Source organism: Paenibacillus polymyxa M1 (assembly GCF_000237325.1).
Classification (GTDB): domain Bacteria; phylum Bacillota; class Bacilli; order Paenibacillales; family Paenibacillaceae; genus Paenibacillus; species Paenibacillus polymyxa_C.
Genome location: NC_017542.1, coordinates 2,377,725 through 2,390,825, shown reverse-complemented (window position 1 = coordinate 2,390,825; position 13,101 = coordinate 2,377,725). Strand labels below are relative to the sequence as shown.

15 protein-coding genes are annotated in these 13,101 nt (G+C 46.2%); 1 reads left to right on the top strand and 14 read right to left on the bottom strand.

Annotated features, from left to right (window positions below; translation table 11 throughout):
* Positions 1-10: 10 nt before the first annotated feature.
* The 8 genes from PPM_RS10925 to PPM_RS10890 form a co-directional block, all read right to left on the bottom strand.
* Entirely contained in the window at positions 11-763 is a 753-nt protein-coding gene (locus tag PPM_RS10925; RefSeq protein WP_013370902.1) for an amino acid ABC transporter ATP-binding protein, read from the bottom strand.
* Positions 760-1,470: an amino acid ABC transporter permease gene (locus tag PPM_RS10920; protein WP_013370901.1), complete on the bottom strand. Its 711-nt coding sequence runs from the start codon at positions 1,468-1,470 to the stop codon at positions 760-762. The genes PPM_RS10925 and PPM_RS10920 overlap by 4 nt, the downstream gene beginning before the upstream one ends.
* Complete coding sequence (locus PPM_RS10915) at positions 1,467-2,246, bottom strand: amino acid ABC transporter permease (protein WP_013370900.1); 780 nt, start codon at positions 2,244-2,246, stop codon at positions 1,467-1,469. Before PPM_RS10915 ends, PPM_RS10920 begins: the two co-directional genes overlap by 4 nt.
* 76 nt (positions 2,247-2,322) lie before the next feature.
* Positions 2,323-3,174: a transporter substrate-binding domain-containing protein gene (locus PPM_RS10910; protein WP_013370899.1), complete on the bottom strand. Its 852-nt coding sequence runs from the start codon at positions 3,172-3,174 to the stop codon at positions 2,323-2,325.
* Between the two features lie 160 nt (positions 3,175-3,334).
* Positions 3,335-4,225, bottom strand: coding sequence for a LysR family transcriptional regulator (locus PPM_RS10905; protein ID WP_013370898.1), 891 nt, complete (start codon positions 4,223-4,225; stop codon positions 3,335-3,337).
* Between the two features lie 108 nt (positions 4,226-4,333).
* A complete protein-coding gene (gene ssuE, locus PPM_RS10900) occupies positions 4,334-4,864 on the bottom strand; it encodes an NADPH-dependent FMN reductase (RefSeq protein WP_013370897.1) in 531 nt (176 codons plus the stop codon).
* Between the two features lie 17 nt (positions 4,865-4,881).
* Positions 4,882-6,222: an LLM class flavin-dependent oxidoreductase gene (locus PPM_RS10895; protein ID WP_013370896.1), complete on the bottom strand. Its 1,341-nt coding sequence runs from the start codon at positions 6,220-6,222 to the stop codon at positions 4,882-4,884.
* Between the two features lie 29 nt (positions 6,223-6,251).
* A complete protein-coding gene (locus PPM_RS10890) occupies positions 6,252-6,521 on the bottom strand; it encodes a glutaredoxin family protein (protein ID WP_013370895.1) in 270 nt (89 codons plus the stop codon).
* Positions 6,522-6,784: 263 nt separating this feature from the next.
* Here PPM_RS10890 and PPM_RS10885 point away from each other — a divergent pair, with 263 nt between their 5' ends.
* Positions 6,785-7,654 (top strand): DUF421 domain-containing protein, encoded by an 870-nt coding sequence (locus tag PPM_RS10885; RefSeq protein ID WP_013370894.1) that lies wholly within the window; start codon positions 6,785-6,787, stop codon positions 7,652-7,654.
* A gap of 277 nt (positions 7,655-7,931) precedes the next feature.
* Here the strand turns inward: PPM_RS10885 and PPM_RS10880 are convergent, their stop codons facing one another.
* The 6 genes from PPM_RS10880 to PPM_RS10855 form a co-directional block, all read right to left on the bottom strand.
* The gene (locus PPM_RS10880) at positions 7,932-8,504 is read right to left on the bottom strand and encodes a DinB family protein (protein WP_013370893.1); all 573 of its coding nucleotides are present in this window, start codon (positions 8,502-8,504) and stop codon (positions 7,932-7,934) included.
* A gap of 491 nt (positions 8,505-8,995) precedes the next feature.
* A complete protein-coding gene (locus PPM_RS10875) occupies positions 8,996-10,120 on the bottom strand; it encodes a sensor histidine kinase (RefSeq protein ID WP_013370892.1) in 1,125 nt (374 codons plus the stop codon).
* The gene (locus PPM_RS10870) at positions 10,117-10,791 is read right to left on the bottom strand and encodes a response regulator transcription factor (protein WP_013370891.1); all 675 of its coding nucleotides are present in this window, start codon (positions 10,789-10,791) and stop codon (positions 10,117-10,119) included. The genes PPM_RS10875 and PPM_RS10870 overlap by 4 nt, the downstream gene beginning before the upstream one ends.
* Positions 10,792-10,856: 65 nt before the next feature.
* Positions 10,857-11,672, bottom strand: coding sequence for an ABC transporter permease (locus tag PPM_RS10865; RefSeq protein ID WP_013370890.1), 816 nt, complete (start codon positions 11,670-11,672; stop codon positions 10,857-10,859).
* Positions 11,669-12,688: a daunorubicin resistance protein DrrA family ABC transporter ATP-binding protein gene (locus tag PPM_RS10860; protein WP_014599695.1), complete on the bottom strand. Its 1,020-nt coding sequence runs from the start codon at positions 12,686-12,688 to the stop codon at positions 11,669-11,671. The genes PPM_RS10865 and PPM_RS10860 overlap by 4 nt, the downstream gene beginning before the upstream one ends.
* 79 nt (positions 12,689-12,767) lie before the next feature.
* The gene (locus tag PPM_RS10855) at positions 12,768-13,097 is read right to left on the bottom strand and encodes an antibiotic biosynthesis monooxygenase family protein (protein WP_013370888.1); all 330 of its coding nucleotides are present in this window, start codon (positions 13,095-13,097) and stop codon (positions 12,768-12,770) included.
* Between the last annotated feature and the right edge of the window lie 4 nt (positions 13,098-13,101).

Genomic DNA, 13,101 nt, shown 5'->3' with positions numbered 1-13,101 from the left:
CCTCTCCCGTCTAAATTGAATAGTTATATTCTGGTGTAATTCGTTTCAGGAATTGTTGGGTACGCTCCTCTTGGGGGTGGTTAAAAATGGCGTCTGGTGTGCCCTCCTCGATAATATGACCGCCATCCATAAATACCACATGGTTTGAAACATCGCGCGCAAAGCCCATTTCATGTGTCACGACAATCATGGTTATGCCTTCCTTCGCAATCTTACGGATTACTGACAGCACCTCACCCACCAGCTCAGGGTCCAGCGCCGAAGTCGGCTCGTCGAATAAAATCACTTCCGGGTTCAGCGCCAAAGCACGCGCTATGCCGACACGCTGCTGCTGCCCACCGGATAGCTGGCTCGGATAATGATTCAGTTTTTCGCCGAGGCCAACCTTTTCCAGCACTTCAACACTGATTTTTTTCGCTTCCTCCTGCTTAAACTTGCGGACAACGACAAGTCCCTCCATGACATTTTCCAGCGCGGTTTTATGCTTGAACAAATTATATTGCTGGAAGACCATAGCCGTCTTTTTACGCAAGGCCACAACATCCTTCTTCGCAGGTCGCTTGCAATTCAAGGTAAAATCTCCAATGCTGACTTCTCCGTCATTCGGCTTTTCCAGATAATTAATGCAGCGTAGCAAGGTTGTTTTTCCTGAACCGCTTGGTCCTAAAATAACGACGACCTCGCCTTTGTTCACGGTCAAATCAATGCCTTTGAGCACTTCATGTTTGCCGAACGACTTTGTAATATTTTGCAGACGGATCATGATGCTCGACCTCCATTAAATACATTGATTTTTTTCTCCACCAAGCCGGATATTCGCTCAATCAATACCGTCAATCCCCAAAATAGCAGAGCTGCCGCAATATACACCTCTAAATATTTCCAGTTTGTGGATGCCAGAATTTCAGCCTGAGCCTGTATTTCTGTGACCGAAACGGTGAAGGCCAAGGTAGAACCATGCAGCATCCCAATAACAGAATTCGTCAGGTTCGGCAAACTCACCACGAATGCCTGCGGAAATACAATGCGTCTTAATACTTGCCATGTCGTCATACCAACCGCATAAGCCGCCTCAATCTGCCCCTTGTTGACCGACTGGATTCCAGAACGGACGACCTCAGACATATAGGCGCCACTGGTAATGGAGAACGAAATGAGTGCAAATACCATATAAGGAACGTCTTTGGATTGCAGTGACCATCCGAAATGCTTCGCTCCTGCATCAATCAACAAAGGCAAACTGAAATAAATAAGCAGCAGATGCATGAGCATCGGTGTACCTCGGATAAAAGTAACGTAACCGTGAGAGATCTGGGACAGCACAGGAACGTTATAAATTCGTGCCAACGCCGTTATAATCCCAATGACCAACCCTGCCAGCACGGAAACCACTGTAATGATTAAAGTGTTGGGCAACGCGGAGAACAATCCTAAAAAGGCGGTGTATACAAATCCAAAGTCCAGACTCATATGCCTTTACCTCCTTTACTCAGACGAGGACTTCTCAGGTAACGCAACACAAAACCTTTTCGTTTGGCGGGCTCTTTCTGTACTGAATCTCTATGCTCATGCCGGAGAAGTGTATTTTCCAGCACCTTGAATAATTTTTGTACAATTAGACTGATCACTAGATAGATAAAGGACAACGCGATATACGTTTCCACAAAATGCTGGGTAGCCGAACCCAATGTTTGCGATTTTCCTGTCATCTCCATCGCACCGATCGTAAACGCCAGCGAAGTATCCTTCAGATTGCCAATGACCAGATTGGAAAATACCGGAACCACTACAGCCAACGCTTGCGGCAAGATGATACGTGTAAAAGTTTGATAGCCTGACATGCCGACGGACTGTGCAGCCTCGATTTGTCCCCGATCTACAGCACCTACGCCAGACCTGATAATTTCGGAAATAAATGCTCCACTATTGAGCGCGTAGGTCGCTACGGCAAACCACAACACATCCCATCTGGAGGAATTGATATCCACCAGCTTTAGTAGCTCTGGCAGGCCGTAATACACCAGAAACAATTGAATTAGAATCGGGGTCCCACGGAAAAAGGAAACATACACCTGAGAAACACGTTTGAGAAATGGAATGTTATACATGCGAGGCAGCGCAACCAACAGACCAATGATCAGTCCCAACACAAGCGAGCTTGCTACAATAAACAAGGTGATGTGCAAATAGGACAGCATTTTCGGGATAAAGCTAAAAACATAATCAATATTGAACTCTCTGCTCATATGCCTGCCTCCTTTCTATACATCAGCGGTCAGAATACATAAAGTACCCTGACCGCTGAAATGTCCAAGTCTATCCTTACTTCTTACTGCTGGTACTCTCTTTTTTCACATCCTCCAGGGACTTCGTGAAGTCCTCTCCAAGCCATTTAATGCTCAGCTTCGACAGCGTACCGTCGTCCTTCACTTCCTGAATGGCTTTGTCCAGGTCATCCGCCAATCCTTGCTCATTTTTGTTCAGTACATATAGTACATCTGATTGAGTTAAAGGATCACCAACGGTTTTCAGAGCTACTTCTCCTTTTTCATCGGTGTTAAAACGGTTCGCAAAGTCTGTCGTAACGGTAGCATCTATACGGCCGCTCGTAATTTGTTGCACCATATCATTGGCTGCACCACTCGTATACACGATATTCAGAGCATCTCCGTGGGTTTTGTTATATTCTTTCAGCACATACGCCGCATTACTGGTTGGACTGGTAAGTACCTTTTTCCCTTTCAAATCATCAATGGAATGAATGCTATTATTATCCTTCGCTACAGCTACTCTGTTTAGAAAAATGCTATACGGATTTTTGTTGAACAGATACTTGGCTTCGCGTTCCGGGTTTTTTTCCATTTGATGCGATACCAGATCAATCTTGCCGGCATCGAGACTGAGCAGCAAATTTCCAAAATCCATCGTTTTGAATTCAAACTCGTATTGAGGTAGGCGCTTGTCCAGCTCCTTAATCAGCTCCACATCAAAGCCTGTTAAATTTCCGTTTTCGTCAATAAAGCATACATTTTTAAATTGAGTGCCTGTGCCTACAATAATTTTCTTCACGTCTCCGCTTGAACCTGACGCACTAGACGTGTCATCTGAGGAACCGCAGCCTGCCAACACCAGAATGATTGCCATAACAGACAATATTGCAAACCACTTTTTCATATGAATCCCCCTCATCTCTTTGCATATCAGCAGTTTGCGACATACATGGTAGCTATAATATTTAATAATTAACAATTCCTATAAACTTAATCGGTTTTAGGATGTGATTAATTTAACACCTGTAATCCAATACGTCAATCCACCAACCTATAGGACTTTTCTATAACAAAACAGCCTCCCTGAAGCCTTCTGTCAGTGCATCTGCAAAATCGGAGGACACTGCGCAGTCTTCTTTGGTTGCGATTATGCTAATCTGCATAGATACCCCAGCCACCTCCGGAATATGAATACGGAACAGCTTCTGATCCTTCACTTCACGGCTCACACAGACATCCGGCAAAAAGGCAATGCCCGCTTCTTGCAATACCAGCTTTTTGGCCGTGACCACATTGTCTACCTGAAAAGCAATATCCGGTGGCTGCTCCAGTGATTCAAAAGATCGATGAATCCTCATCCAATCTAATGAGCCGCATTCAAAAAATACCAGGGTTTCACGCTGGATATCCTGTATGCTGGCCTTTCCTGTCTTCGTAAACGGGTGGCCTTCATATACATACAGGGAAATCGGATCTTCATAAAAGGCAAGCGTACGAATAGCCGGATGCATCACTTTACGGACAAAACTAATGTCTACCTCACGGTTCAACAGCTTATGTAGCAGTTGATCCGTCGTAGCGGTCACAATTTTGTAGTTAACCTCCGGATAGCGAGCACGAAGCTGTTTTAGTATTTCAGGAATGATATAGTTCGACACCGATATCGTGCAGCCAATTCGAATTTGCTGAGGGGCTTTCTTGCGCTGTTGAAGCTTTTGCTTCCCTTTTTGCAGCACTTGCAGCATCTGCTCCGCATAAGGAAGGAACTTTCGTCCATCCTCCGTCAGAATCGTTTGTTTGCTTTGGCGGTCGAATAACTTACACTCAAGCTCGCGTTCCAGCGTCTGAATCCGGGCTGTGACAGAGGGCTGTGACAAGAACAATGCTTCTGCCGCCTTGTTAAAGCTTCCATAATGATTCACGTATACAAAGGCTTCAATATTCTCGATATTCATACGCAAGTCCCCCAGTAAGTTTTATATACATTTATCCAATGAGTTAACTTGGTTTTTTTGTATCATAAAACTCACTGAACGACCTGTCAATGGAAATATTGAAAATATCTATAACTTCAATAGCTCATTGAGTTCTTTAACAGAACGTTCCAATCGTACAATCAACTCTTCGGACAACCCATATGCTCCACCCGGCAGGCGCTCGACCCACTGATCCACTGCATACACCCCACCAAGAATATGTCTTCCCCCCAATGCGCTCAGAACCGGCTTCAGGGCATAGTCAATAACCAGCAGATGGGCGAGTGTACCGCCGATAAATAAAGGCAAGACAGGTTTCCCTCTCAGTCCCTCCTGCGGAACCAGATCCAGAAATATTTTCAATAGCCCTGAATAGGCCGCTTTATATACTGGCGAAGCCACAATGACGGCATCCGCTGCTGCAATCAACGCAAGCGCTGCTGTGACGTCGGGACTATTAAAGTTAGCTTTGATCAAATCCTCAGCGGGCAAGTCGACCACATTCAGTAATGTAACCTCCGCTCCAGCCTCTCGCAACTGCTCAGTTGTATAGTGAATCAAACCGTATAAACGGGATTGTGTAGACGGACTGCCCGATAGGATGACAACCTTGGACATCTCTTTCCCTCCTTCTGTTATGCGTCAACTTTCACTTTGGATCTGGCTGCTGTATAACGATTCTCAGGAATAGGCACACCCAGGTTTTCACGTAGTGTGTTAAATTCATAATCCTGACGATAAATGCCACGCTCCTGCAAAATAGGCACAACTAGATTTACGAAATCATGCAGGCCCGTTGGCACATCGGAACCGATAATGAATCCGTCTGCCCCTTTTCTTTCAAACCACTCTTGCACTCGATCTGCCACCTGCTCAGCAGTTCCGATAAAAGAGGTTCTCGGCGTAGCTGAACGCAACGCAACCTCACGCAACGTCAAATTCTGCTCTTTGGCTGTTCGTTTGATTTTATCTGTACCGCTGCGGAATGAATTACTGCCAATACCATCAAGCTCAGGGAATGGCTCATCCAGCGGATATTGTGAGAAATCGTGATGATCGAAGAAACGCCCCAAATATTTTAACGCAGCCTCAATCGTTACTAAATTGGTAATCTCCTCATACTTACGTTCCGCTTCCTCTGGCGTGCTGCCAATAATCGGCGAAATGCCCGGCAAAATGACAATATCCTCTTCCGCTCTGCCATAGCGTACTGCACGTTCCTTCACATCACGGTAAAACTGCTGTGCTTCCTCCAATGTTTCATGTCCTGTAAATACGGCATCCGCTTCCTTGGCAGCCAGGTTTTTTCCATCTTCTGAGGAACCTGCCTGGAAAATAACCGGCTGTCCCTGCTTGGATCGTCCAATGTTTAGCGGACCCTGCACAGAGAAAAACTCACCTTTGTGGTTCAGTGTATGCAGCTTGTCAGGATCAAAGAATACGCCGGCTTCCTTATCACGAACGAACGCATCCTCTTCCCACGAGTCCCACAGTCCTTTGGTAACTTGCAAGTATTCATCGGCAATTTTATAGCGTTGTGGATGCGATGGATGCTCACCTTTGTTAAAGTTAAGAGCAGAACCTTCCAGCGGGGAAGTCACCACATTCCAGCCTGCACGACCTCCGCTAATATGATCAATGGAAGAAAACTGGCGTGCTACCGTGAACGGTTCGCTATAGGAAGTCGACAATGTGCCAACTAATCCGATATGCTTCGTCACCCCAGCCAAAGCAGACAAAATCGTAATTGGCTCAAAACGGTTCAGAAAGTGAGGAATGGATTTTTCGTTAATAAACAGACCGTCTGCAATAAATACGAGATCAAACTTCCCTTCCTCTGCCTTTTGTGCCTGCGTTTTATAAAAATCAAAATTAATACTTGCATCCGCAGGTACATCAGGGTGACGCCAAGTCGTCATGCTTCCCCCAACACCGTGAATAATCGCACCCAATTTAATTTGTCTATTCTTAGCCATGACTCTTCCACCTCTCTTGAATATAATTGTTATACCGCTTGATTATAACTTTCCAGCACTTTACCCAGCTCTTCCAGATCCGGGTTAAGAAGTGCTTCATATTTGTTATCTCCACCTATCTCTACGACAGGAACATAACGAATACCATATTTGGTCTCCAACACATCACGCAGTGCATCATTTCCGTCCACCTGGATATTTTCATACGGCTGATTTTGGGATTCCAGGTACGATTTGATCTCTCCACAAAAATGACAGCCGGTTTTGCTCCACACTACAACTTTAGGTTTGGACGACATATACATACCTCCGTGAGTTTAATGTTTATAATCCCGATGAATTAAATAAGAATTATATCTATAATGTATCCTGCTCCCTCTTTTCCGTCAATCGCTTGTGTAATAGACAATGGTAATTGAACGATAGAAAATTTTAATGTATTTCATCGCTTATTGGCAGCTTGGTTATTTAAATTTAGGGGAATTGGAGTTTAAATGTGCCTTGACGCGGATATCCTTGGAATAGTAGCGCCCTTGTGGCGAAATGAAATGGGGTTGAGCAAATGCAGGATTGGGCCGAGGTTGCTATACGCACATTAATGGCTGTCGCTATATTATTTTTAATCACCAAAATTCTTGGAAAACGTCAGGTATCCCAGCTTTCCTTGTTCGAATATATAACAGGAATCACGATAGGTAACCTGGCCGCTACCATTCCTATGGAGCGTGAATCCACTTGGTATTTAGGCCTCATAGCCTTGTCAGTATGGGTACTGACAACACTTGGCATAGAATATCTGCAAATCAAAAGCAAGAAAGTCAGAGATATAACAGATGGAAGGACAACCATCCTGATCAAAGACGGCAAAATTTTAGAGGATAATCTGAGAAAAGAACGACTTACCCTGGATGAACTCATGGAGCAGCTCCGAAGCAAGAATGTATTTAGAGTAGCTGATGTAGAATTTGCTCTTATGGAAACCAGTGGTGAAGTCAACGTGCTGTTAACCAAAGACAAGCAGCCTGTGACACTTAAGGATCTGAATATGCTGCAATTACCGGAGAAGGAACCCACAGCTGTCATTATGGATGGACAACTCATGGAACAACAAATGGCATATATGGGGATTACTCAGCAATGGCTGGATGCCAAGCTAAAGGAAAAGAGTCTAACGGTCAAAGATGTGTTTTTTGCCCAGGTAGACACCCAAGGGGAGCTATATATTGACCCATACAGCGATAATGTGCAGCTAAGCAAGGTGAAGGATTCGAATCAAGCCGTGCTGACTTTGCTGGAGCAATGCACAACGGAGTTGCAAAAACTCGCATCTGGTTCCAGTGAGCAGCAAAGAAAACAGCTGTATGAACAATGCTCACAAAGTTTGAAGGAAGCTATACAAGAGATGAAACCGATAAATACATCTAATTCCTGACACATACGAATGGCCCGTAAGAATAAATTCCAGAAACACCCCTGATTTCTATCAAATTTGCTGCAACAAACATAGCCACGTAAAGGTTCTGATGTTCGAAGAAAATAAAGTTGTAGACTGGAGTTGCTGATTTTACGCGATTGTCCACTTCAAAGGTCGTCATCTTTTGAGAAAGTGTTTTAGACTGACCGACAAATGCAACAGCGGCAGATAAGGACGCGAAAATAAAATCCTAGACTGGCCGCTGTTGTGGTCAACATTCAACTTTCGTGTCCCGTTAGTCTAATAACTCTGCAGTTTGTAAGAAAGCGTCCAGCCGCTCCTTTTGAAGAAGATGATGACGGTAATGCATCTCCACCATCGTGAACCATTCGACCGCGTTTAACGCGCCGAAGGCTACGGCCGGATGAGTCGCCTTTCGCTGCAGCCGCTCTGGGTCTATGTTCTGTAGCGACGCCCCAATCTCATGCATGCGGCGCCTTGCTTCCTCCAGCTTGGCGACAAGCTGCTCCTTGCTCTCTGGCTGAGGAGGCGTATGTTGCAAGTCGGCAGGTACCTGAATGCGAACCGGTGGGAAACTCCCTTGCTCAAACACGGCATGGCCGGCCTCCGTCTTCCCGCCGCCCTCCTCGCTGCCGCCACCGAGCGCCATGCACTGCTCCGCAAGACGGAGCTGCAAGTTCAGCGTGGAATGGGGCAGATGCAGGTACATTTGCCCAAGCGACCATTCGTTCTCGCTTGGCTTGCGGCACAGTTCCGCCAGACTATACTTGTCCAGCTCCCGAACATAATGCTTCGAAATCTCGTCGAACCTTACCAAAATATCCTTAATCCCTATGTTCTTGTTCATCAAGATCATCTCCTCGAATACCGAATTACTCTCATCATATGAGAGGGCTCAAGAAAAAAGCATATTTGTAGCTTATATCTTTTATACTTTATTTTCCAGTCTATAACTTTATTGATCTCAGTCTAGTTCTTTATTGTTTAGTCTAAAACATTGTTATTCGCTAACATCTGACTCTTTCCTAAACGTCATACACTTAGCCAATGGATTTGGAAAATGAAAAATCAAGAAGACGTTTCCAGATGTACCAGAAACGTCTTCTTGATTTTTTTACAGATTAATATGACCCAACAAGGTAAGGAGTCCCATATTTCTTCTTAAATCATTCTCCCAAATGAACTCGTAAGCTGTTGTTTAGTAGTACCAGCCATGCTGTAGGTAATTGTACCGAGCGCTTGTAGTCTAAACCCACCATTGTATAAATCATGATGAACTTCTTTCGCCTGTGTCGAACCTATATCAACGCTTGCATACCAGTGTCAGCAATAGCCCGGTTAATCACCACTATTTCCGCTCATTTCATGGTTGCTGTTCCCCTTTACTGTTTCCTCTTGCAGAGGCAGCAATACTGTAAACGCCGTTCCTTCCCCCACCTTGCTGGACACAGAAATAGAGCCGCTATGCATCTCCGTTATTTTATGGGCGATGGAAAGTCCCAAGCCGCTACCTCCTGCGGTTCGGGTTCGTGACTTGTCTGCTTTATAAAATCGTTCGAAAATGCGCTGTTGATCCTGTTCATTAATACCCGGTCCTGTATCAGTAATGCAGACAACTGCCTGATTACCATTACTTGAAAGAGAAACAGATATGCTTCCACCCTGTGGGGTGAATTTAATAGCATTGTGAAGGAGATTCACCCACACCTGGCCCATTAGATCCTCGTCCGCGTTGACCTGAACGTTATGGGTGTCCACAATCATGTCAATTTGTTTAGCCTCCCATTGCGGTTCGCAGGCGAGGATAAGCGAGATCAGTTGCTTGTTCAGCCGATAAGAGGACGGATGAAACGGATGCCGCTCCGAATCCAGCACCGCCAGCTTCATCAGATTATCGCTTAGCTTGGATAGACGAATACACTCTGTCTCAATAATCGTCAAATATCGGTCCCGCTGCTCCCGATCCAGATTATCGTCCTTGAGCGCCTTAGCAAAACCTATGATTGAGGTCAGGGGCGAGCCAATTTCATGGGATACGTTTGAAATAAACGCCTCCCGCAGTTCTTCCATGACCTTCAGATTTGCCGCCATATCATTAATGCTGTCCACCAGCTGTATATAAGGATGTGTCCTATCATGGTTTCCGTTTCTCGTGCCAAAGTTCCATCCCAGATTTATGTGAAAATCCCCTTCTGAAATTCGCTTTAAAGCATCGATCATTTCGGTAAAAAAATGCTGTTCTCTAGGCTGGATAAAGCGCCTCACAGTCATACTAATTATACCGAAAAAGAAAAAGCCAAGTGTCGCATTAATAAGATAGACGAACAATTCATGCGGAGTCCATGACAAGCGTGAATAGATCACCGCCGTAATAAAATACGCAGCAGTCCAGCTAAGATACAGCACCAATAACACGAGCATGAATCTTGCAAGGATACGAAGGAACCCCGGTTCCCGCTTCATTGCCTTATCTCCAGCCGATACCCCAATCCCCGGATCGTACGGATCGCAAAGGATTGGGTTGCCTCCGGAAATCGTTCCCGAAGGCGCTTGATATGCACATCAACCGTTCTTTCGTCTCCCTCGTAATCATAACCCCAGATCTGTTCGATCAAATGGTCGCGTGTAAAGGTTTTGCCAGGATAGCTGGCCAGCTTGAAGAGCAGTTCAAATTCCTTGCGTGGCAGGGTAATTCCCTGCTCTCCAGCCTGACACTCAAATGTATCGCTGCGCAGGACAAGATCTCCGATAGTCACCGATTTTGAAGCCATGATCCGATAGCGTTTTAGTAAAGCCTTTACGCGTGCAACAAGCACCATAGGATCGAAGGGCTTAACAAGATAATCGTCCGTTCCAAGCGCGAAGCCTTTTACAATCTGTGACGTCTCGCCTTTGGCAGTAAGCATCAGCAGCGGCAGGTCGGTCTGCTCGCGCAGCTTACGGCACAGCTCCCAGCCATCCATCCCTGGCATCATGATATCGAGGACAAGCAAATCGACCTTAGTTTCATCAAACAAGCGCATAGCGTCCAAACCATCCACCGCCTCGACGACTTCCAGACCTTCCAGTCTCAGAAAGTGTCCGACGAGTTCACGAATATGCGGGTCATCATCAACCACTAATACACGTGTCATTTTAACCCCCTAACTACAGACTAACTCTGCCTTGAATCTCTCATCCTCGTCAAGAGTTACCCTTCCTATGCTTTACGCATATAAGCACGAACTGTAAGCGGGGCGAAGATCGCCACAATAACTGCCGCCCCAAGCAAAGAGATCGCCAGTTCTCCGCCAATCATCCCCGTATTCGCAAGCTCTCTAACCGCGTTCACAAGATGTGAAATCGGGTTGACGTTCACAAACCACTGTAGCCAGCCAGGCATAGTATCTACAGGCACAAATGCGTTGGAAATAAAGGTAAGTGGAAACAGAACAATCATGGAGATACCCTGTACACTTGAGGCCGTGCGGGCAATCACGCCAAAGAAGGCGAATATCCAGCTGACCGCCCAGGAACACACGATGACTAGAAGTGCAGCGATCGCAACACTCAGCAGTCCTCCCTCTGGTTGATACCCCAAAATATACCCCATGGCAAAGGTAAGTACAGTCGCAATAGTATAACGAAGACTGTCGGCCAGCAGAGCTCCAGCCAAAGGGGCAATACGTGCGATCGGAAGTGACTTGAACCTGTCGAACACTCCCTTGTCCATATCCTCCCGCAGTTGCACACCGGTAACGACGGAGGTCGAGATGACTGTTTGGACGAGGATGCCTGGAATGATGACCGGTAGATAATGCTGCACGTCTCCTGAGATAGCCCCGCCAAAGATATAGGTAAACATAAGAGTAAAAATAATCGGCTGGAGCGTGACATCAAACAACTGCTCAGGAGTATGCCTGATCTTCAGAATGCCCCGGTAGGCCATCGTCATGGAGTTGGCGAACGCCTGTTTGAAACTCACAGACTTTTTCAAGGTGCGATGAGAAGCTGTCATAGCAGTAGCGTTTTTCATGCTCTCACCCCCTCTACGGCAGGTGCTTCATGGGCCGTCTGCTGCTCATTTACTTGTACGCCTTGGCCAGTGATGGACAGAAACACCTGGTCAAGCGTTGGCTTTTGCACACTCATCTCTGCCAGGTGAATTTCTCCAGCACGGAGAGCAATCAGCAGGTCCGTCACCCGATCGGCATTAGCCATCGGAGAAATAATTTTTCCAGCCTCCACCGACACGCTGGACTTGACTGAAAGCACTTGTTCAACGATTCGAGCAGCCCTTCCGATATCCTGTTGATTTTGCACTCTGAGTTGCAGAGTTGACGACCCCACTGCCGCTTTCAGTTCATCTACCGTCCCCTCGGCGACTACCCGACCATGATCGATCACCGCAATTCGATCAGCAAGCTGATCCGCCTCATCGAGATACTGGGTCGTGAGCAATACGGTGGAACCCGTCTTCACCAGACGCCGGATCGTGTCCCACATCTGAACACGCGTGCGCGGGTCCAGTCCGGTAGTCGGCTCATCCAGAAAGATTAGTGGCGGCTTGGCAATAAGACTTGCGGCCAAATCCAGTCGGCGGCGCATGCCTCCGGAGAAATGCTTTAACGGTCGCTTGGCTGCTTCAGACAATCCAAATTCCTCTAGCAGCTCCGCTGCCTTATGACGTGCCTCAGCACGTTCCAGTCCGAGCAGCCTGGAGAAAATAATCAGATTCTCGGTAGCACTAAGCGACTCATCGACCGATGCGTACTGACCCGTTACGCCAATTAATTGACGAACAACCTGCGGTTCCTTTACTGCATCGTGTCCAAAAATACGCGCCGATCCCCCATCAGGTCGCAATAACGTTGACAGCATTCGGATGGTCGTCGTCTTACCTGCCCCATTGGGACCAAGCACTCCGTAGATCGTGCCGGCACGCACAATTAGATCGACACCATGTACCGCATACTTATCACCAAAAGTTTTAACTAGTCCTCTTGCTTCAATGGCCAGGGTTTCTTTTTTGTCTGTATAATCCACTTTCATTTCCTCCCTACAACGATTTCTATAGAGAGAATAATCCACTTTTATGAACTGAATATGAACAGACCTTTTACTTAATTATTTACACTGTAAAAAAATAATCTCGTTCTACCTTGCTCACTCTTAAACCGAATGCTTTATACCAATCAGATTTTCCTTTCTCCTGTGCTAGCTTGTGTAGCTCGTTATCCTTCCAATGTTTTATAGCGTCCAAGGACTCCCAATAGGACACGGTGATGCCCACTCCGTTTTGGTCACGAACACTTTCCACACCTAGAAATCCAGGCTGCTTGGCAGCCAGTTCCACCATTTTGTCCCCCATCTTTCCGTATCCGCCATCCCCTTCCGTACGTTCAGAAGTAAAAATAGCTGCATAATAAGGGGGCTGTGGTGTTTTTGCAATTGAACTCATAGGT

Bases quoted from the DNA above. Each gene is read 5' to 3' on its own strand.
- PPM_RS10920 (WP_013370901.1), bottom strand. From the start codon at position 1,470: ATGAGTCTGGACTTTGGATTTGTATACACCGCCTTTTTAGGATTGTTC.
- PPM_RS10925 (WP_013370902.1), bottom strand. From the start codon at position 763: ATGATCCGTCTGCAAAATATTACAAAGTCGTTCGGCAAACATGAAGTG.
- PPM_RS10905 (WP_013370898.1), bottom strand. From the start codon at position 4,225: ATGAATATCGAGAATATTGAAGCCTTTGTATACGTGAATCATTATGGA.
- PPM_RS10875 (WP_013370892.1), bottom strand. From the start codon at position 10,120: ATGAAGCGGGAACCGGGGTTCCTTCGTATCCTTGCAAGATTCATGCTC.
- PPM_RS10870 (WP_013370891.1), bottom strand. From the start codon at position 10,791: ATGACACGTGTATTAGTGGTTGATGATGACCCGCATATTCGTGAACTC.
- PPM_RS10860 (WP_014599695.1), bottom strand. From the start codon at position 12,688: ATGAAAGTGGATTATACAGACAAAAAAGAAACCCTGGCCATTGAAGCA.
- PPM_RS10880 (WP_013370893.1), bottom strand. From the start codon at position 8,504: ATGAACAAGAACATAGGGATTAAGGATATTTTGGTAAGGTTCGACGAG.
- PPM_RS10895 (WP_013370896.1), bottom strand. From the start codon at position 6,222: ATGGCTAAGAATAGACAAATTAAATTGGGTGCGATTATTCACGGTGTT.
- PPM_RS10855 (WP_013370888.1), bottom strand. From the start codon at position 13,097: ATGAGTTCAATTGCAAAAACACCACAGCCCCCTTATTATGCAGCTATT.
- PPM_RS10910 (WP_013370899.1), bottom strand. From the start codon at position 3,174: ATGAAAAAGTGGTTTGCAATATTGTCTGTTATGGCAATCATTCTGGTG.
- PPM_RS10865 (WP_013370890.1), bottom strand. From the start codon at position 11,672: ATGAAAAACGCTACTGCTATGACAGCTTCTCATCGCACCTTGAAAAAG.
- ssuE (WP_013370897.1), bottom strand. From the start codon at position 4,864: ATGTCCAAGGTTGTCATCCTATCGGGCAGTCCGTCTACACAATCCCGT.
- PPM_RS10915 (WP_013370900.1), bottom strand. From the start codon at position 2,246: ATGAGCAGAGAGTTCAATATTGATTATGTTTTTAGCTTTATCCCGAAA.
- PPM_RS10890 (WP_013370895.1), bottom strand. From the start codon at position 6,521: ATGTCGTCCAAACCTAAAGTTGTAGTGTGGAGCAAAACCGGCTGTCAT.
- PPM_RS10885 (WP_013370894.1), top strand. From the start codon at position 6,785: ATGCAGGATTGGGCCGAGGTTGCTATACGCACATTAATGGCTGTCGCT.